Raw genomic sequence first — 20,073 nt, 5'->3', positions numbered from 1 at the left:
CATGACGCTTGATGACCTGAAGCAGCAGGCGCTTGCCGATCTCGCAGCCCTCGGCTACCCCGGCCCGGCATGGCTCAGCGATCTGCCGAGATCCGACGCTGCCGAAATCGCCGATGCGATCATCGTCGGCGGCGGCCAGTCTGGCGTGACGATCGCTGCCGCTTTGAAATGGGACGGGTTGCGGACTATCCGCGTGCTGGACAGCGGCGCACCGGGCGCCGAAGGACCATGGCTGACCTTTGCGCGCATGGAGGAATTGCGCACGCCGAAAACCCAGGTCGGCAACGAGTTCAATGTCGTCAACCTGTCTGTCCGCCGCTGGTTCGAAACGCGTTATGGGCGCCAGGCATGGGCGGACCTGTCGCGCATTCCGCGGACAGACTGGAAGGCGTATCTAGATTGGTATGCCGATGTCTTCGAGATCTCCATAAACAATCATTGCGAGGTGCTGGACGTGGCCCCGGACGGCGATCTGATCGCCGTTACGACCCGAACGGCAGGCATGATCGAGAAACGCATCGCACGAACCGTGGTGCTCGCCACCGGATACGACGGCGCCGGCGCATGGCGGGTCCCACCCTTTGTTTCCGAAGCGCTTGCAGCCGACAAGTTCGATCACACGAACGGGCCCGTCGATTTCGATGCATTGAAGGGATTGCGCGTCGGCGTGCTCGGCCATGGCGCTTCTGCATTCGACAATTCGATCAAGGCGCTGGAAGCCGGTGCTGCCTCCGTCGATCTCTGCTTCCGCCGGGAGCGGCTACCGCGCACCAATCCCCACCGCGCGGTCGAAACGCCCGGCATGATGACGCATTACCCCGACCTCTCCGAGAGCACGCGATGGGATATCGCCCGGTTCTTTAGAAGTGCCGATCAGCCGCCGCCGGTGCGCAGTTTCGAGACCGCTATGCGCTTTGAAAATTTCAGGCTTCGTCCCGCAACACCATGGCTGGCGGTCTCCCAGGAGGCCGATGCGATCCGTGTCACCACGCCCGACGGTGTTCTGGAATTCGATCACCTGCTTCTTGCGACAGGCATGGATGTCGATCTCGCCGTTCGGCCGGAGCTGAAGACCATCCATGACAAGGTCGCGCTTTGGGGCGAGCGTTACACGCCGCTGGACGGCACTGCGGATGCGCGTCTTGCACGCTTTCCCTATCTCGATGGCTTTTACGGGTTCGTGCCGAAAGATCCGGAGGAGACATGGGTCAGCCGGGTCTTTGCCTTCAACAGCAGCAGTTTCGTCAGTCATGGTCCGCATTCGACGTCGATCAGCGGGCACAAATATGCCGTTCCACGGCTCGTGCGCGGTGTTTTGCGCCGGTTATTGCTCGATCGGGAAGCAGTCATCCTGCCGGAACTGGCGTCCTACGTTTCACCGGATCTGCCGATCCCGGACGATTTCGAAGTCGTGATCGCCGAGGTCAACAGGCAGGCATCGAGCGCGCCCGAGGCTGACACACTCGCCTTGCGGAGTAGGTCATGACCCGTTCTTTCTACTGGGCCGATTACTCGACCGCCGAATTCGCATCCCGCGATCTGAGCGAGACCGTCGTCATCCTGCCGATTGCCGCAGTCGAGCAGCATGGGCCACATCTTCCCGTACAGGTCGACGCCGCGATCAACGCAGACATCATCACGCGGATGGTGCCGTTGCTGGACGCAAAAGCCGACGTACTTATTCTGCCGGCAATCAGCGTTGGCAAGTCAGACGAGCACCTCGCCTTTCCGGGAACGCTGACCATATCGGCGCAAACCCTTCGCCTCGTCTGGCTCGATATAGCCAGAAGCGTGAAGCGGGCGGGCGGGCGAAAGATGATCCTGTTCAATTCGCACGGCGGGCAGATCTCCCTGATGGAGATGACCTGCCGCGATATTCGCGTCGAACTCGACATGCTCGCAGTCGCCTGCTCCTGGTTCAGGATCGCCCCGATCGACGATCTGTTTTCGTCGGCGGAAATCTTTCATGGCATTCATGGAGGCGATATCGAAACCAGCATGATGCTCGCCATCGCACCGGAACTGGTCGCCATGGACAAGGCCGAGGACTTCGTGCCGCTGACCGTCGATATCGAAAGTTCCCGCAGTCCGTTGACGGCGGAAGGTGCTGTCGGCTTCGGCTGGCAGGCGCAGGATCTCCATCCTGCAGGTGTCAGCGGCAATGCCGCCAATGCCGATGCCGTCAAGGGCGCTCAGGTACTGGATCGGGCAGCAAAGGGTTTGTTGCGCCTGATCGAAGCGACCGGCAGCTTCGACATGAAGAGGCTTACCTCCGAAACCCGCTTTTCCGTGACGAGGTAACCATGCTGGCACTCCGCGACACCGAAACCGTCCGAATGCCCATGGGGGACGGCGTACATCTGACCGCGGACATCTATCGTCCCGTTGGCCCCGAGCGCTACCCCGTTCTGGTCATGCGTCTGCCTTACGGGCGCAAGGTTGCGTCGACGGTCGTTCTGGCGCATCCCGCATGGTATGCGGCGCAGGGCTATGTCGTGGTGATACAGGACGTTCGGGGCCGTGGAGATTCCGAAGGGATATTCAGAGTTCTCGAGGACGATGTCGCGGATGGCGCGCAGACGCTTTCCATGGCAGCCGATCTTAACGGCGGCAACGGCCAGGTGGCGAGCTACGGCTTCAGCTACCACGGCATGAACCAGTTCCTGGCGTTGGCGGGCGCTCGGAAATCCGGCGGAAAAGCGCCTGATGCGATGGCGATCGCCATGGCGGCTTTCGATGTGCGCAACCACTGGGCCTTCGAGGGCGACGGGTTCCGTATGCGATCCAATCAGATGTGGGCCTGCCAGATGGCTGTCGAAAATGCCCGGCTGGCTGGCGATCTCGACGCAGCCCATCTGCTGCATGCCGCCGTGCCCTTTCTGTCTTCCGGGCCAGTTTCAGCGCAGCCGATGGCGCTGGAGAAGGGAGCCCGATACACCCATTATCACGACTGGCTCGCCGATGAGCCATCCTACTGGCGCGCAAGGTCGCCGCATTCCCTGCTTCATGGCGAGACGCTCGACGTGCCCGTGCTGCATATCGGCGGATGGAACGACATCATGCTCGAGGGCACGTTCGCGGCCTTCGAGGCATTTTCCGCCGGCAGCGGCTTGCAGCGGCTTTCCGTTGGGCCGTGGTCGCACATTCCATGGGGACGACGGGTCGGAGCGCTGGATGCCGGGCCAGGCGCTGCGGATGGTATCGACCGCGAGATCCTCGCCTTTTTCGACGAGAGCCTGAAGGGCCGCGAAAATCCCTACGCCAAGGTACGGCTCTACGATGTGTTCAAGAAGAGATGGGCCGGCTTCGAAACCTTGCCGACAGCCGAGACACTGGTGCTTCACCTCGCATCGGACGGCCGTGCTTCCGCGACGAGCATCGACGGAACGCTTGCCGAGAAGCCAGCGATTGGAGGTACCGACTATCTCGTCCACGATCCCTGGCGTCCGGCCCCCAGCGTGGGCTTGCATCTTGGAACGCCCTCAGATTTCGCCGACCGGGCGGCCGTCGACGACAGGGGCGATGTTTTGGTATACACCTCGGATCCGCTCGACCGCCCGCTCCTTATGGCAGGCGCCGCCACAGTGACCCTCTCCGTCACCGCCGACAGGCCGAGTTTCGATCTCGACTGCACCTTGAGCGCGCTGGCCCCGGATGGAGCGGCGATCAGCGTGACATCGGGTCATAGGACGGTAAAGCCGGACGGCGACGGCTCGGCCGTGCTCGTCAGGCTGCGCCCCATGCATCTGACGGTACCGGCCGGCCATTGTCTGCGGCTATCCATCCAGGCGGCATCGTTCCCCGGCTTCCCCATCAATCCGGGCACTGGCGTGCGTCCGCAGGACGCGGCGGTGACGGATTGGCTGGTCACCACTCTGGTGCTCCGGCTGGGCGGCGGCGCTTCGACACTGCAACTGCCGGTCATCGGGCACCATGGCTTGGAGGACAGCCGGGATGAGCCTTGATCAGGAAGGCTTTCCAGATCTTCGAAATTGCCCGCGGGCCAAAAGCCCATCGAACCTAGCGCCTGCCGAAGGCCGTTCACCGTGACGCCTGGCAGCCAGGGGGGAGACATCTAGCCATCGCTTATTTCACGGCAGGACACGAGCCGCAGGTTTCAGGAAGGAGTTCACCCATGGTTCCACAAGAGAGTTCGTCGGAAGGACTGGAGACCCTGCTGGCCGGCATGCCGGAATGGGGTTCCGAGTTTTCGCACACATTCGCCAACCATGCGCCGATGGTGCTCGTTGCTCTCCACCGCATCGGCGCCGCGCCGGCGCAGCTCCGGCGGTTCTTTCACCACTATCGGGATTCCAAGCAGCTCCTGCGCTTTGCCCAGCCTCTGGGAAAGCTCGATGAAAAGAGCTGGAGAACCGCAATCGGCCTGCGCGAGCGCGAGCCCGACCTGCGCCTGTTCTTTGTCGGCGAAGTGGCGCGGCTGGGAATCCACGAGGCTCTGGCGCTCTATCTGCCGCATCTGGCGGATGGTATCGCGGCCAGCGCTTTTCACGCGCTGATGCGAACGGCCTACGGCGTGCTTCGCGCCGATAAGACAGATGTCGCCATTGCGCTCGCCTACTGGGCGGCCACCTATCTGCCGCTTCCGAGATCTCGAGGGACGCCCGCGATCACGGACGATCCGGCTGAAGTCTTGTCCCTGACAGCTGCGATCGAGCCATTGCACGGAATGCAACTTCACGACCTTCTATGGCAGAACATGCGCGACGCTGGAAACGTGCCCGAATTTGCGCCCGTCGTCGACTGGCTGGAAATCGGACCGGACACGATGGAGAAAATGGCAGCGACCGCGCTCAGCATATTTGCTGCGACCCAGCATTTCGCCGCCTTGCACATCATCACGGGGCTGCACTGGATCCGTCTGCTCGAGCCGCATTGCGATGAGGCGACCCTGCAGCGGATGTTGAGGGTGTTCTGGCAGGGGATCGCCGGTCTGATGGGCGAGCTCGGGTTTCCCAACCTGCCGGACAGGGCGACAGTCGATCGGTGGCGTCATATCCAGGTACCGGACTGGGCCGAACTGCATGCGATCGCCGCGCAGAGCTTTGACGAACATGATATCAGCCTTGCCTTTTCCGCCAGCGACGAAATGAAAGTGTATGGCGACCCGCTCTATCGCGTCGTGGTCGCCCGCCGGCTCGGACTTATCGGAGATTATACAAAATGAGCCTGGAAAAACCGGTGACCGGCGACTGCATCATCGAAGCTGGAACCGTGCTATCTGGCGTTTCGACGGATGGCAGCATGTCCATGCGCCACGACGTCGGCATCCGTGTTGCAGGGGGTATGATCGCGCAGATCGGGCCTCTTGCCGCCGTTGCCTATGGCAACGACCATCTGGCCCGTTTTGGCTCTCCCGACATGATTGCCATGCCAGGCCTGATCAACAGCCACCACCATTTCGGGATCACCCCGCTGATGCAGGGAATACCCTTCGCTCCACTGGAATTGTGGCTGCCCCGATTCCGGGCAATGCGCCCGGTCGATGTCCGCCTCGATACGCTTTACTCGGCAATCGAGATGCTGGAAAGCGGAACGACGACGGTGCAGCATATCAACAGCGGACTTGTCGGAGCACCGGAGAACTGGATGACGACCGCAAACGCCACGTTGGAGGCCTACAGCGAGATAGGCATGCGGGCCGGCTTTTCCTTCATGATCCGAGACCGCAACATTCTCACTTATGACGACGACGCAAAGGTTCTGGCGAACCTCCCGGAATCCACCCGCAACTGGATTGCGCCGAAACTCGAGGCGTCGAACATCCCGATCGCAGAGCTGATGACATTTTACCGTGCGCTCAGGGAACACTGGCTCGACGCCCGGCCGGATCATATCCGCATCAATCTCGCCCCAGCCAATCTGCACTGGTGTACTGACGAGTGCCTGCAGACGATTTTCGAAACGGCACGCGACACCGACGCGCAGATCCATATGCATCTTCTGGAAACCGAACGCCAATCGCGCTTCGCCCACAGCAAACTAGGCCACAGTGCCGTTCAGCATCTGAAGGCGCTCGAATGCCTTGGGCCAAACGTCACCCTCGGACACGGCAACTGGATGAGCCGCGAGGATCTCGACATCATCGCCGATTGCGGCTGCAGCATGTGCCACAATGCCTCCTCGGGCCTCAGGCTCGGCAGCGGCATCGCTCCCGTCAACGAAATGCACCGCCGCGGCATTCCGGTCGCGCTCGGCATCGATCAGTCGAACATAGCCGACGACCGCGACATGACGCTTGAAATGAAATTGGTCTGGGCACTGCACCGAGAAACAGGCCTGTGGAACGATCGCCCCGATGCTGCCGCCGTGCTGCAGATGGCGACGGAACACGGCGCCAGATCCGTCGGGTTCAAAGGCTTTACGGGTCGGCTCGAACCCGGTCAGCAGGCTGACATCGTTTTGATGGACCGCCGCAAGATCGGCAGGCCGCATGTGAATGCGAGAACTCCGGTCGTGGATAGCGTGCTGCATCGCGGCGGACGGCATGCCATTGCGCAAGTGTTCGTCGGTGGCCGCCTCGTCGTCAACGACGGAAAGATCATTACGATTGATCGTGAAGCGGTGCTCGCGGAAATCGGCGAGCGGCTGGAGCGAGCGGAAACGCAGGGCGAGCGAGAAGCCTGGGATGCGGTCGATGCGCTCCTGCCCCATCTCGAGGCCTATCACCGCAGCTTCGATCCGGCGCCAGGATACCGTTCCTACCGATACAATGCCATGGCCGACTGAGATGTGCAGGCTATCTGCAGGATTTTCTTGAAGCGGGCCTTTGACTGGTTCAGACGACGCTTGCAGAGAGTCTGGGTATGGATTTGTCATGTGTGGAGCGGAAGCATGCCCCCTTTCCGTAGCTTATCGAGTGCCCGCCACTGACGCAGACTTTGCTGGAGCGACACACGACAGGCTAGAACGTGGGGGCAAAGTCAGCACCCCACTTCATCAGGACGTCTTACAGCCACGTTATTCGAAACAGACAACAGGCGAGGCGTCCGTTCATTGCTCACAACGAGCGCGGTCGCTCCGGGTCTCAATTCAGAATAAAACGGAGGGTATCAGATGTTTGAATCCACCAATGCCACACGCCGCCAGGCGCTGAAATTCCTCGCCAGCGTGCCCATGTTGCCGCTCGGCATGTCGGCGTCCGCCGCGCTGCTCACACTCGGCTCGGCACGTAGCGCCACGGCCGCGCCGGCCAACTTCGTCTCGGCAACGTTTAGTTCGATGGCCGCGCCTTCCCTGGCGGATCCGGCCGCCATGGCGACCACGACGGTTGCTTCGGAGCTGACGGTCACGCTCGACAACGGAAATACACAGGCGTTCAAGCTATCCTACCAGCCTTTCTTCACGACCGGCGACATGGTGCCGGACGGCAAGGGCGGGCAAATCCTGGCCGGCGGTTATTACGACATCCATAACAAGCCGATCATCGATACTTCGGTGGCGGGCAAAGAACGCCAGTTCTTCTCCGACTGTCCGGACGGTACTTCGCTGCTGGCACCGATTGACGGTGCGAAGGTCGAGGGCGTCAAGGGCGAGACGGTCTTCGCCGTCGTGCAGTTCGAATACATGTCGCGCGACCAGAAGGGCGACGACACCTATGGCCGCATGCCCTCGCCGATCGCCGTCCTGACGCTCGATCAGGATCCGGGCACTGGCAAGCTCAGCCTGGTGAAGTACCACAACGTCGACACCGCTCAGGCGCATGGTCTGTGGATCACCTGCGGCGCCAGCCTCTCGCCCTGGAACACCCATCTGTCGAGCGAGGAATACGAGCCCGACGCCTTCACGGCCGAATCGAACAAGCAACTCTTGGCTTACAGCAAGAACCTGTTCGGCGACGAGAAGGCTGCAAATCCCTACCATTATGGGCACCTGCCGGAAGTGAAGGTCAATGCCGACGGAACCGGCACGCTGACCAAGCACTACTGCATTGGCCGGATCTCGCACGAACTGGTGCAGGTGATGCCAGACCAGCGTACGCTGCTGATGGGAGACGACGCGACCAATGGTGGCCTCTTCATGTTCGTTGCCGACAGGCAAGCGGACCTTTCCGGCGGGACGCTCTACGTCGCCAAGCTCGGCGGCGGCCTCTCCACCGACACTGCGGCACCGGCCGACAAGATCACATGGGTGAAGCTTGGCCATGCCACCAGCGCGGAGATCGAAAAGCTCGCCGACACAGTGAAGCCCGAGGCCATCATGGAGATCGCCAAGGAGGATCCCAAGGATCCGAGCTACACCCGCATCGCGATGAGCGGCTCCTTCCATTGGGTGAAGCTGAAGCCAGGCATGGAAAAGGCAGCGGCCTTCCTGGAGACCCACCGCTACGCTGCGCTCATGGGCGGCAGCATGGCGTTCACAAAGATGGAAGGCACCACCGTCAATGCGAAGGACAAGGTTGCCTACTCGGCGATCTCCTACATCAAGGATTCGATGGTGAAGGGCGGCAAGGGTCACTACGAAACGTCAGGCATCGGCTTCGACAAGCCGCTCGAGGCAGGCGGCGTTCTGGAGCATACTCTGGGTGGCGCCCAGAAGGACAGCGGCGGCGAGGCGATCACCAGCGAATGGGTGCCATTCCAGACCCGCTTTGTCCTGACGGGCGAAGATATCGCTGCCGACGCCCTTGGTAACACTGCCAATCCAGACAAGATCGGCAATCCGGACAACATAAAATTTTCCGAGCGCCTGCGCACGCTCTTCGTCGGCGAGGACAGCGGCATGCATGTCAACAATTTCCTGTGGGCATATAATGTCGACACCAAGCAGCTGTCGCGCATCATGTCGGTGCCGGCAGGCGCGGAATCGACGGGCCTGCACGCGGTCGATGAACTCAACGGCTGGACCTATGTGATGAGCAACTTCCAGCACCCCGGCGATTGGGAAAAGCTCCACGCCAAGGTGAAGGATACGCTCGATCCCCTGGTTCGCGCCAACTACAAGGACCGCTTCGGCGCGGCCGTCGGTTATCTGACGGCGGATGCGACCAGTATCAAGCTCGACCAAGCCTGATACGACCAGAGGCGCTTGAGAAATGGGGGCGGGTGTCGCTACGATGGCGCACCGGCCCGACTGGCCAAACCGAGCTCGGCGGTGAGGCGGCGGTTATGGTGAGGTCATCGCGGTGACTTTCCCCGATAGCTCCCCTGTCCATCCACTGGGCATGGAAATAGTGGACTGCACCGCTTCCCCTTCCTATCCGCAGATCCCGTGCTGCGGCCAGAGCCGCGTGCACGTATTGTTTCGCCATTCCGATCGCTGTCAGAAGATCACACCCGTGCGCCAGTTGGGCGGCAATCGCGGCCGATAGTGGTGCGCAGCGGGCGAAACTGAAAAGCGACATCCCGCAGCGTTAGCGGGAATTAGTGCCGCGCATTCCGCGACAGTGCGGCCAGACGGTGGGACGCGAGCCGAACCGTTTCTACGGTGTCCTGAAAGACAGCGTACAGGTCGTCGTAGACGCGGCTTTCGGCCAGTCGTGGCTCGTAGCGCAGAAAGCGTGTCGATATCCCGTCGGCCGCCTCCCCGATGTCGTTTGCCAGTGAAAGCCCGAGCCGGGCCAATGCAAGGCAGCCCAGGAGTCCGACCTCCTCGGTGTCCGAGACCAGCACCGGCCTTTTGAGGATATCCGCCCGGATCTGATTCCAGTAGGCATTCCGGGCGCCACCTCCGGCGAGGCGAATCTCTTGCACCTCGACCCCACTGGCAGCCTCGGCTCTCTCGAGCACCATGCGGTTCACGAAACTGATGCCTTCCATGGTGCCGCGCACGAGATCACCGGGCTTGTGCGCGGCCATCAGTCCCATGAAGCATGCGCGGATATCCCGGTCCCATAGCGGCGTGCGTTCGCCATGAAGGTAGGGATGAAAAAGAAGCGGTAAGCCGGTCTGCTGAGATAGCAGGATCGCTAACCGTTCTTCGAACGGACGCTCGTCCGGCATAAGGCTATTGACCATCCAGGTCAGCACGTTTGCGCCATTCAGTCCGGGGCCGCCGAGTTGCCACATGGCCTCGCCCCACGGGATCGTCACTAAACCAGGCGCCTCGGCCTTCTCATCGGACATGATGCCGAACACTTCCGATGAGCCAGAAATGCAGTATCCCCTTGAAGGCTTGAGGGCGCCAATCCCCGCCGCCGCCGTCCATGTGTCGTTGGACCCGCAAAACACCGCTGCACCTGCAATCTTGCTGAGCGATCCCGGCATATTCGCCAGAACGGTTCCGACAACCTCATGCGGCCTTCGGATCGTCGGCAGCACGGCCTTGTCTAAACCAGCAAGTTCTGCGAGCGCGCCAATCCCGCCCTCCATCGCGCTGACAAGCCAGAACTGCGAAATGGAATCCGAGGCTAGCGATCCGGTGAGCTTGAAGTTGAGATAGTCCTTGGGCTCGACAACGGATTGGGTATTTTTCCAGGCAGCCTCCTCGTTATGCTTCAGCCATAAAAGGCGCGCCAGCGGATGGAAGGCGTTGAGGTGCCGAGCGAGCGGATGGTTTTTGACCTGGGGACGCAACAGCACGTCTTCAACCGCGCCTTGGGCCCGCGAGTCTCGGAAGGTAATTGCCGGGCGCACAGGTTCACCCTCTCTATCCAGGAAGACCTGACTGCGGGTGAAGCCACAAATGGCAACGGCCACAACGCCGGTCAGTCCGCCGGGGATTTGCTCGTCCAGCCGGTCAACAGCGGTGCGTAGCGCTTCCCACCATACTTCCGGATTCTGTTCCGCCTTGTCGATGTCATCCTCTACAAAGGCATTCAGGACGCGTTCGGTCGCAAGGGGCCTGCCACTCAGTTCATACACTCCGGCCTTGAGTAAGGATCCTCCAAGATCCACCAACAGCGCTCGGCTCATATCGTGGGTTCCTCCGTTAAACCGCCAGGCTGAAACATAAACGCCTGAGCTCCAACAGAAATGAGGCGTTAGACCGCCTGATCGATGATCGGAAATGTTGCGGCTTGTCCGTACCTTTGACCATCTTGCCCCATCAACTGCCACACGCAGCCATCCTCAATCCAGAACCGGCGGCCAGACTTTGCGATGCGAGCGCCCCTGTACCCGGATGCATACCCATCGCGTGTGACTTTATCCAAAAGCAATTGTCGGTCGGCACGGTTGGGAACTTCTGCAGAAAGGCGGGATGGTAAAGACGTGAATTCTTCCCAATCATATTCGAAACAACGTTGGGCTGACATATTAGCATAGATGAAGATCGGATCGAGATCGGTGTTGTGAGCGACAACAGCGAATGGGGCGTGATGATAGAGCCAATACGCATCGCGGTCATCGGCGACCAGCGGTTTGCCGACAATGCGCCGGTAACTATCGACCAACAGATGGAAAAAGGCCTTGTCGTGGTAAAGTTCAAGGACCGTTCGGTCGGAAGATGGCATCAACTTTCCTCAGTTATTGGGGGGCTTTCTCCGACCAAGCCATGGCGGTCTCTTAATCGTTGTGAAAGCCCTTCTTCCAGTCGGTAAGAGACGGTCTTTGACCGTCGAGAGATACCCAAGCGCCGTTTTCCGCGTCGCAACGATTCCGGAGAAGCAACGGGCGCAACACCCAGCGAAATTTATTAAAGCGAGAGGCATAGCAACGCAAGCAAAGCCTCGACTGGTTTTGCCGGACCTGAGCCCGCCGCTGCGTAGCCTTTCGACCAGCATCTTTGAATGAACCCGACTTACCATGGCTCGATGCATGGTACATCGCCAACCCGCGAGTTGCCGTACGCAATTGACGCATGTCACCACACTCTCAACTGCGGCACGGCCTTGCGCGAATGAACGCCGACTGAATAGCACCTTCAGCATGCGTTCCATTTCCAGCGCCTAAAACAAAGACGTTCAACCGCGGTCATATCCGCCTAAGGAGACATAGTCATGATCCGTACGTCTTTCGTTGCAATCGCAATCGCTGCCCTTGTCGGCATCACCGTCCCCGCCATCGCAAACGACGTGCAAATTGAGCAGTATGGGTGGTCGAACTCTGCGGGTGGAGCGCAGGAAGGGTACGGCAACCGGATTAGAACCTATCAGAACGGCGGCCACAACCGGATTGTCGGCCACCAATATGGTCGCCATAGCCTTTCGGCGGTCGGTCAAGAGGGCAATGACAACTATGGCGCCACCTATCAGAACGGCGACCGCAATGTGGCCGGCATTGGCCAGTTTGGTTCCAGCCACACGACTATCCTGACGCAGGACGGCAATGGCAACATCGCGGCAGGCGTGCAGATCGGTCACGGTTGCAGCGCCAATGTCAGCCAAGGCGGCAACGGCAATGTTGCAGCATTCGTCCAGGCCTGCCCATAAGCGGTTGCACCCGCTGAGGTAAAACAGGTTCGCCACGCATCCGCAAATCACTTAGGGAGCCGAAGCATGCTAAATCGCGTCAAACATCCTTATCGCCTGATGGCAATCTTCACGCTGTTGCTGCTTCCCGTCGGCGCTTTTGCGACAATGACTGCCAAACAATCTGGCGATGCGCAGATTTGCGAAATCAAGGCGACCCCGGCGGGGGGCATGGTAAGACTGGATGCGTTTGCCCACGCCGACGAACACCTCTATGGCACTTATTCTTTTCAAGTCGAAAAATCGGGAGGAAGCGGACGTTCCACGACCAGTCAGAGTGGAGACTTTGACGCTAGAGCGGGCAAAGCGGAACTCCTCTCCTCCGTCACGCTCGACTCGAGAGGAGATACCTACAAGGTTATGCTGGACATCATGAGCGGAACCAGGAGTTTCAGGTGCACCCAGCAGATTGGCAGCGACTAACCGGCTGACACGCTTGGAAAATACGTTGGGAGGGCGCCCGATTTGGTGCCCTTTTTTCGTTGGCCAGACAGGACGACTGAACGGCTGTTGAACGGCCAATTCCGACTGGGTTCATCTGCAGGATGGGAAAATCGGTCATCGGTTCAGGAAGCCGGCAAACGGAGATCGCGATGACCAGCAACATGTTCAAGATCCTTTCTGTCACACTTCTCGTCGGGAGCCTGGGGCAGGTCGCATTGTCGTTACCGGCTCATGCCGGTGGACGGATCTCGCTCAATCTCGCGCCCCAGAATTCCAGCGATGCGGATCTCTTCTCAACCGGACTACGCGCTTACTCGCTCTACCGCGATTGGAAAAACGCAGACATCCGGCAATTGGGCAGGGGTAACGCAGCGGGCATTGCCCAGGCTGGGAGTGGAAACATTGGCTTCATCCAGCAGCGGGGCGATGGTCATTCCGCAACCTTGCGACAGAATGGCAACCGCAATGCCTATGGTATTTTCCAGTTTGGGCGAAACACCAGAACCGACGTAGTCCAGGACGGGGATGACGGGAGTGGCGCTACTGTCAGCTACGGCTGGTAAGGCAGTTCACAATTGTCATGAAGGCGATGCGAGGTCGAGAAAGCGTATCTGTTCGCCCGACGAGAGGCGGACCGTCAAGTGCGGTCACGCGTTAGACGGCAACCAAAACCTCTGCCGACGCCGTTTAGAATCAGTCTGCTTTCACTTAGATCGGCTTCTTGGCACCATACGCCTCGCTTCAACCCTGTCTGGCATCGGGCACGCTTATCCGGGCTATCAGACCGTGCGGCCGATTGGAGGACAGGGAGATGCTTCCGTGGTGTGAGCGGACGATGTCGGCCACAATGGACAGGCCGAGACCGAAGCCTGTTTGACCGCTTCGTGACGGGTCTCCCTTGAAGAAAGGTTCGAGCACCTTTTCCCGAAGTTCCTCGGATACTCCCGGTCCGTCGTCCGCCACCGAGATGGAAATGCCGGTCGCAGTTTGCTGGAGTTCAACAAACGCTGAGTTGGAAAACTTCGAGGCATTGTCGCAGAGATTTGTCACAGCACGCATCATGGAAAGCGGACGGCAATTGGCGATCATTTTGTTGGGGCCACGATAGGTCATGTTGAACCCAACGTCTGAGAAATCGCTGCACACGGTCTGCAGGATGCTGGCGACGTCGACCCGTTCCACCTCCTCGGTGGCGTAGTCATCGCGAAGGTAGTTCAGGCTTTCTGTGAGCAACCTGTCCATATGATCGATGTCGGCCAGCAGCGCGTCCCGCGTCGATCCGTCGCCCATACGCTCTATCCGCAATCTGAGCCGCGTCAGCGGCGTGCGCACGTCGTGACTGATGCCTCGCAGCATCTGCGTGCGGCCTTCCACCATGAGATGGATCCGGTTTCGCATGCCGTTGAGCGCGCGCGCCAGGGAGACGATCTCGACGCTGCCGCGTTCCTCGAAAATCTGCGAGCCACTGCTGATGTCCGAGAGCGTTGCAGCCTCGGAGATCCTCTTGATCGGCTCTGTGACCGTACGAATTGCGAAGATGAAGAAGAAGACGATCAGTACGATGACCGCCATGAAATAGTATGTGCTTTGGCTGAGGAAAGAGCTCGTTATAATCGTGTCCGGAAAGCCGAAGGATACGACGATGTTTTGCTCGTCTACCGGCTCCGCGATGACCCGTCTCCCTTCCAATTGGGCGCGCCATCCGCCAAGAGGCGGTTCTCCGTCCGGTGGAAACAGCAAGTCTGCAAACGTTTCTGCGACGCTTTGGAGTTCGGACGATCCCTTGAATTGCGAGACCATGGAGGCCGGGGCGAGCGACACGTCCAGCCCGGCGCGCCGGGCGCCTGCCACGATGGCGGGACGATCAGCCGGAGACGTCTGCGACAGAAGCATCGCCAGGGTCTTGACCTGCTCGACAGCCCTTTCGAGGTTGGGTGCGGTAAAGTCCCGTTTGGCAAGGTTTTCCAGCGCCCGCCCACAGACGATGACCGTCACCAAAGCCACCAGAATGATGAGGGTGATCTGACCACGAAGGGTTTTGGGGACGCTAGTGGCAGTCTTAGGCATCAACCTCCTCCACCGCCGCCGTGAATACATAGCCACCCATGCGTACCGTTTTGACAATGACGGGATCGCGAGGGTCGAGTTCGATCTTTTGCCGCAGGCGACTTATGTGCACGTCGATGCTGCGTTCGATTGGCCCCGCTAAACCTGCGTGGGTAAGCGCCAGCAGTTGCTCCCTGGTCAGCACCTGACCGGGGTTCTGGCAAAAAGCGATCAGAAGGTCGAACTCATGTGTTGTCATGGCAACGCGCGCATGGCTCGGGTCGTGCACCTGCCGCCGGATCGTATCAATACGCCAGTTGTCGAAACGGAAAATGCGCTTTGGCCGAACCTCGATCGGGGGGGAGGCAAGTCTCGATCTTCGAAGTAGCCCCTTTATGCGGGCAACGAGTTCCCTGAGGACGAAGGGCTTGGTGACGTAGTCGTCCGCACCGATCTCCAGCCCGACAACCCTGTCGATGTCGCCACCGACGGATGTCAGCATCAGGATGGGAATGTCGCCTGCGCGGCGTAACCTCCGACATATGCTAAAACCGTCCTCGCCGGGCAGCATGACATCGAGAACCACGAGATCGAAGTCCTCCGTTCTCATCTTCGCGTCCATAGCCGCACCGTCTGCCGTAACCTCGACCACCATTCCCTGCTCTACGAGGCTATCCCGGACGAGACCTGCAATCTGGGCATCATCTTCGACAATGAGGATTTTCGGCGCGCTAGAGGTGGGGGTGCAGGCTGGCTCCATGAGCAATTATCTCCCGTATTTGGTCATTTATAACACGGTACGCCGTGCTTCCGGGGAGCGAAATATTAAGTTTTGTTGCAAGCGGGCAAGATCGGCACTTCGGCTGAAACAAAACTTTACACAATGCAATGCGCGCGCTGAAACCCCTGTGGCAGAGATGAGGCATCGAATTTGCGCCGCTTTCTCGAGCGGCATATAGCCATACCGGAGTGCCCATGCTCAGCCGTATCCTTGCCTGTTGCGCCGCCCTGTGTGCAGCAGGACTGACTGCCTGCTCGGACGACGCGGCCCCTCAGGCAAGGGCGCACGCCATCAGGGTTGTATCGGTCAAGTCGGAGCTTATTGGCGAAACCTTCCGTCAAACCGGCGAGGTCCAGCCGCGGTATCAGATCCCGATGAGCTTCCGGCTGGATGGCCAGATCGTGTTTCGGATCGAGAACGGTTCTTCCGTCAAGGCGGGCGATATTCTCGCCAGAGTCGACAAGATCCCGTCATCGATCAACGTCTCGTCGGCGTCGGCCCAGGTCGATGTGGCAAAATCCGACGTCGGGCTTGCCGAGCTCACCGCAGCGCGCAATTGGGAACTCTTTTCAAAAAATGCGATTTCGCGCGCGCAGGTTCAGCAAGGCGACGCCAATCTCCAGGCAGCAAAATCCAAGCTGGAGGCCGCCAACGCGACTTTGGATAGCGCGAGACAGTCTCTCTCCTACACGGACCTGAAAGCTGATCGGGATGGTATAGTCTCCGGCGTCTCAGCCAACGAAGGTCAGGTCGTTACCTCCGGCCAGACCGTGCTGACGTTGAGCTCGAACGCCGAGCTGGATGCGGTTTTCGATATCCCCGAGCAATTGTGGAACGAGAACCTGACCGACCCCGAGGTACAGATCAGTCTCCTATCCGACCCCAGCAAGACCGCAACGGGAAAAGTACGGGAAGTCACGCCGTCAGCCGACGCAACAACCCGAACCTATCGCGTCAGGGTGACCTTGAAAAACCCGGTTCAGGGCTTCCCGATGGGCGCTGCCGTCAGCGGCAAGGTAATCCTTTCGCCAAAGCGCCTGTTCGAGGTCCCGTCGGCGGCAATGGCCCGTCTCGGACAGGATCAGGCCGTATTTGTCTACATGCCCCAGAGCAAAACCATTCAAGCACGGACCGTCAAGATTGAGCGGTACGCGGGCAAGAGCATGCTCGTTTCCGATGGCCTCGGGGACGGCGATCTCGTTGCGACAGCCGGTGTCACCAAGCTGCGTGACGGGGAAGCTGTCACCATCGAGAAAGACGACCGCCTATGAGCCCTCAGCCGAGCCCCCCCTCGAACCGCTTCAATCTCTCCATATGGGCGATTACCCACCGCTCGCTGGTGATTTTCCTGATGCTCGCGGCGGTCACGGCCGGCGTGCTGAGCTATCTGAAGCTGTCTCGCAACGAAGACCCGCCGTTCACCATCAAGACGATGGTCGTCAGCGCCAATTGGCCCGGGGCGAGCGTCAATGACACTGTCAGTCTGCTGACCGATAAACTTGAAAAGAAACTCTCCGAAACCCCACACCTCGACTACACGCAAAGCTATACGCGCCCCGGTCAGGCCGTGATCATGGTGAATTTGCGCGACGACACGCCGCCCGCAGAGGTGGATGGAATCTGGTATATCGTTCGCAAGAAGATGTCGGATATCTCAGCGACGCTTCCGGAAGGCGTCTCCGGGCCTTTCTTCGACGATGAATTCGGCGACACCTATGGAAGCATCTACGCGTTCCATGGCGACGGATTTAGCCAAAGGGAACTGACGGATCGCGTTGAGGCGATCCGCGACGCAATTCTCTCGCTACCCGACATCGGCAAGGTCATCCTGCTCGGCACCCAGGAAGAACAGGTCCTGATCGAGTTCTCGCCGGGTAAACTTGCCAGTCTCGGGATTGATCCAGCTGCCGCAGTCGAGGCTATCCGTGCCCAAAACTCGGTCAACCCAGCCGGATTGGTCCAGACGACGGAAGAAAAGATCTCCGTCCGGGTCAGCGGGGCTTTCGCTTCCGAGGACAATCTCAAAGATATGACGCTGAAGCTCGGCGGTCGATATGTCAGGCTCGATTCGATAGCAACCATCTCTCGAGGCATCGTTGACCCGCCCGCACCATCCGTGCGCGTCAATGGCAAGGAGGTGATCGCGCTTGCTATTTCCATGGCTAAAGACGGCAACCTCCTGACTTTTGGCCAAGCGCTGAAAAAGCAAATGAACGCCATTGCATCCCAGCTGCCAGCCGGTGTCGAAATGACCCAGGTCGCCGATCAGTCTACGGTGGTCGAGGATGCGGTCGACGGCTTCACGAAAGTCCTGGTCGAAGCAATCATTATCGTGCTTGCTGTTTCCTTTGTCTCGCTGGGCACACGGGCCGGCCTGGTCGTGACGATCTCCATACCTCTCGTCCTGGCACTGACGTTTTTCGGCATGGAAATCGCCGGCGTCGGTCTTCAGCGTATCTCTCTCGGTGCTCTCATCATCGCCCTTGGTCTGCTGGTCGATGACGCCATGATCACCGTCGAAAGCATGGTCTCCTGCCTGGAGAACGGCAAATCACGCTCAGTTGCCGCGACATACGCATACGAGACGACCGCCTTCCCCATGCTCACCGGTACAGCGGTCATGATCGCCGGCTTCATTCCCGTCGGCTTCGCCGCGTCCAGTGCCGGAGAATATACATTCTCCCTGTTCATGGTGATCCTCATTGCACTGTCGTCGTCCTGGATCGTAGCGGTTCTGTTTTCGCCGCTTCTCGGCACGTGGATATTGCCGAAGGCCCTGACTCACTCTCACGCCGATGCGGGCCGGATATCGACTCTCTACCGAAGGAGTCTGACCTGGATACTGCGGCATCGATGGTTGACGATCATCTTCTCGCTTGTGGCCTTCGGCCTTGCAGTTGCGGGTGTCGGTCGCCTCGAGCAGCAATTCTTCCCGGCATCCGACAGGCCGGAGCTGCTGGTTGGCCTGACGCTGCCCCAGAACGCGTCGCGAGCAGCAACGGAGATCCGCGCGAGGCAGCTGGAGGACGTTCTCGCCAAGGACCCGGACATCGATCACTATACCACCTATGTCGGATCTGGATCCGTCCGCTTCTACCTTCCGATGGACCTTCAACTCGACAACGACAACGTGACTGAAACCGTTGTGGTCGCCAAGAGCGTCGAGGCGAGGGAGGCCGTTCGCCAGAGAATCGAAACGGCCCTGGACGAGAATTTCTCGGATCTGGTGACGCGCGTCTCGCCGCTCGAACTTGGGCCTCCCGTCGGTTGGCCTCTGAAATTTCGGGTGTCCGGGCCTGACTATCAGCAGGTTCGCGTCTTCTCGGCAAAAGTAGCATCCGTCATCGGCAGCAATCCGGATGCCCGAGACATCAATATGACCGCCGGGGAGCCGCAAAAAAGCGTGACCATCCTGGTGAACCAGATCGAGGCCCGTGCGCTCGGGATGAGCTCGGAATCGATCACCAACCAGATCGCAGCGATCTTCTCCGGGTCGACCGTCACGACGATCCGCGACAGGAACAGGCTGGTGGACGTCGTCGTCAAGGGCACTGAGCCTGACCGCACATCCGTTTCCGAGGTGAGCAATATTGAGCTGCGTACCGGCGATGGAAGCCATGTACCGCTCCGACAGGTGGCGACGGTTGCCTATGGCATGGAAGACCCGATCATCTGGCGGTGGCAAGGCAAACCGATGATCATCGTGCAGTCGGACGTCCAGAATGGCGCCCTGGCCGCAACGGTCGCTGGAAAGGTCGACGAACAGCTTAACGCGCTGCGTCAGGAACTTCCCTCCGGCTACACCATCACCGCAGGCGGCATCACGGAAGAATCCGAGAAGGGCAATTCCTCCATCTTCGCGGTCATTCCTGTCATGATATTCGTCATCGTCGCGCTCCTCATGATCCAACTGCAGAGTTTCACACGCATGGCGCTTGCCCTTCTGATGGCGCCATTTGGGCTTGTGGGTGTGGTTCTTGCGATGCTGCCGACGGGCACGCCAATGGGATTCGTCGCGCAACTCGGTGTGATCGCCCTTGCCGGCATGATTATTCGCAACTCGGTCATTCTCATTCAGGAGATCGACCAGAACGTTGCCCGGGGAAAACTACCCAACGAGGCGATCATTGCGGCGTCCCTGCACCGTGCGCGGCCCATCGTCCTGACAGCCTGCGCTGCAATCCTCGGCATGATCCCAATCGCGTCCGAAATCTTTTGGGGCCCGATGGCATCAGCAATCATCGGCGGGCTTGCGGTTGCCACACTCTTGACCCTGACTCTCCTGCCCTGCGCGATGTCGCTTTTACTTGCGGCAGAAGGCAGGCGGACTGCTCCGGCGGGACCCTCGCGGAGCGCCGAGGACATGAGTTGACGGAAGTGAGCGCCGCAACACCAAAGTCCCATTCCACGACAATGTTTATCTCAATTAAGGTAG

At 59.8% G+C, this 20,073-nt stretch carries 16 protein-coding genes; 11 read left to right on the top strand and 5 right to left on the bottom strand.

Annotated elements, in window-relative coordinates; all coding sequences use genetic code 11:
* Position 1 precedes the first annotated feature (1 nt).
* From PR017_RS27840 to PR017_RS27815, 6 genes are all read left to right on the top strand, one after another.
* Positions 2-1,486, top strand: a complete 1,485-nt coding sequence (locus tag PR017_RS27840) for an NAD(P)-binding domain-containing protein (protein WP_240538926.1) — start codon at positions 2-4, stop codon at positions 1,484-1,486.
* A complete protein-coding gene (locus PR017_RS27835; RefSeq protein WP_111218351.1) occupies positions 1,483-2,301 on the top strand; it encodes a creatininase family protein in 819 nt (272 codons plus the stop codon). The genes PR017_RS27840 and PR017_RS27835 overlap by 4 nt, the downstream gene beginning before the upstream one ends.
* Before the next feature lie 2 nt (positions 2,302-2,303).
* Complete coding sequence (locus PR017_RS27830; RefSeq protein ID WP_111218353.1) at positions 2,304-3,965, top strand: CocE/NonD family hydrolase; 1,662 nt, start codon at positions 2,304-2,306, stop codon at positions 3,963-3,965.
* Between the two features lie 170 nt (positions 3,966-4,135).
* The gene (locus PR017_RS27825; RefSeq protein ID WP_111218355.1) at positions 4,136-5,185 is read left to right on the top strand and encodes a questin oxidase family protein; all 1,050 of its coding nucleotides are present in this window, start codon (positions 4,136-4,138) and stop codon (positions 5,183-5,185) included.
* Positions 5,182-6,747: an amidohydrolase family protein gene (locus PR017_RS27820; RefSeq protein ID WP_111218357.1), complete on the top strand. Its 1,566-nt coding sequence runs from the start codon at positions 5,182-5,184 to the stop codon at positions 6,745-6,747. The genes PR017_RS27825 and PR017_RS27820 overlap by 4 nt, the downstream gene beginning before the upstream one ends.
* A gap of 327 nt (positions 6,748-7,074) precedes the next feature.
* The gene (locus PR017_RS27815; RefSeq protein WP_111218359.1) at positions 7,075-9,030 is read left to right on the top strand and encodes a PhoX family protein; all 1,956 of its coding nucleotides are present in this window, start codon (positions 7,075-7,077) and stop codon (positions 9,028-9,030) included.
* Here PR017_RS27815 and PR017_RS27810 read toward each other — a convergent pair.
* The 3 genes from PR017_RS27810 to PR017_RS27800 all read right to left on the bottom strand — a co-directional run bounded on the left by PR017_RS27810 (position 9,011) and on the right by PR017_RS27800 (position 11,410).
* On the bottom strand, positions 9,011-9,268 hold the full coding sequence (locus tag PR017_RS27810; protein ID WP_240538927.1) for a hypothetical protein: 258 nt from the start codon (positions 9,266-9,268) through the stop codon (positions 9,011-9,013). The genes PR017_RS27815 and PR017_RS27810 overlap by 20 nt on opposite strands.
* A 112-nt stretch (positions 9,269-9,380) precedes the next feature.
* A complete protein-coding gene (locus PR017_RS27805) occupies positions 9,381-10,871 on the bottom strand; it encodes a xylulokinase (RefSeq protein WP_111218363.1) in 1,491 nt (496 codons plus the stop codon).
* A 68-nt stretch (positions 10,872-10,939) separates the two neighbouring features.
* Positions 10,940-11,410 (bottom strand): MEKHLA domain-containing protein, encoded by a 471-nt coding sequence (locus PR017_RS27800; protein ID WP_111218365.1) that lies wholly within the window; start codon positions 11,408-11,410, stop codon positions 10,940-10,942.
* Between the two features lie 486 nt (positions 11,411-11,896).
* On the opposite strand from PR017_RS27800, the gene PR017_RS27795 reads away from it, so the two are divergent.
* From PR017_RS27795 to PR017_RS27785, 3 genes are all read left to right on the top strand, one after another.
* On the top strand, positions 11,897-12,328 hold the full coding sequence (locus tag PR017_RS27795) for a curlin (RefSeq protein ID WP_111218367.1): 432 nt from the start codon (positions 11,897-11,899) through the stop codon (positions 12,326-12,328).
* Between the two features lie 66 nt (positions 12,329-12,394).
* On the top strand, positions 12,395-12,790 hold the full coding sequence (gene csgH / locus PR017_RS27790) for a curli-like amyloid fiber formation chaperone CsgH (RefSeq protein WP_111218369.1): 396 nt from the start codon (positions 12,395-12,397) through the stop codon (positions 12,788-12,790).
* A gap of 170 nt (positions 12,791-12,960) precedes the next feature.
* Positions 12,961-13,374: a curlin gene (locus tag PR017_RS27785; protein ID WP_111218371.1), complete on the top strand. Its 414-nt coding sequence runs from the start codon at positions 12,961-12,963 to the stop codon at positions 13,372-13,374.
* Between the two features lie 178 nt (positions 13,375-13,552).
* On the opposite strand, the gene PR017_RS27780 is transcribed toward PR017_RS27785, so the two are convergent.
* Both PR017_RS27780 and PR017_RS27775 read right to left on the bottom strand, forming a co-directional pair.
* Positions 13,553-14,878 (bottom strand): ATP-binding protein, encoded by a 1,326-nt coding sequence (locus PR017_RS27780; RefSeq protein WP_111218373.1) that lies wholly within the window; start codon positions 14,876-14,878, stop codon positions 13,553-13,555.
* Positions 14,871-15,617 carry a response regulator gene (locus tag PR017_RS27775; RefSeq protein ID WP_111218375.1) on the bottom strand — a complete coding sequence of 249 codons (747 nt, stop codon included), beginning with the start codon at positions 15,615-15,617 and terminating at the stop codon, positions 14,871-14,873. The genes PR017_RS27780 and PR017_RS27775 overlap by 8 nt, the downstream gene beginning before the upstream one ends.
* Positions 15,618-15,832: 215 nt before the next feature.
* On the opposite strand from PR017_RS27775, the gene PR017_RS27770 reads away from it, so the two are divergent.
* Positions 15,833-16,909, top strand: a complete 1,077-nt coding sequence (locus PR017_RS27770; RefSeq protein ID WP_111218377.1) for an efflux RND transporter periplasmic adaptor subunit — start codon at positions 15,833-15,835, stop codon at positions 16,907-16,909.
* Positions 16,906-20,010, top strand: coding sequence for an efflux RND transporter permease subunit (locus tag PR017_RS27765; RefSeq protein ID WP_111218379.1), 3,105 nt, complete (start codon positions 16,906-16,908; stop codon positions 20,008-20,010). Before PR017_RS27770 ends, PR017_RS27765 begins: the two co-directional genes overlap by 4 nt.
* Positions 20,011-20,073 lie beyond the last annotated feature (63 nt).

The sequence above is a fragment of the Rhizobium tumorigenes genome, assembly GCF_003240565.2.
In the GTDB taxonomy this organism is placed as follows: Bacteria; Pseudomonadota; Alphaproteobacteria; order Rhizobiales; family Rhizobiaceae; genus Rhizobium; species Rhizobium tumorigenes.
This window is presented reverse-complemented; position numbering and strand designations above follow the sequence as displayed.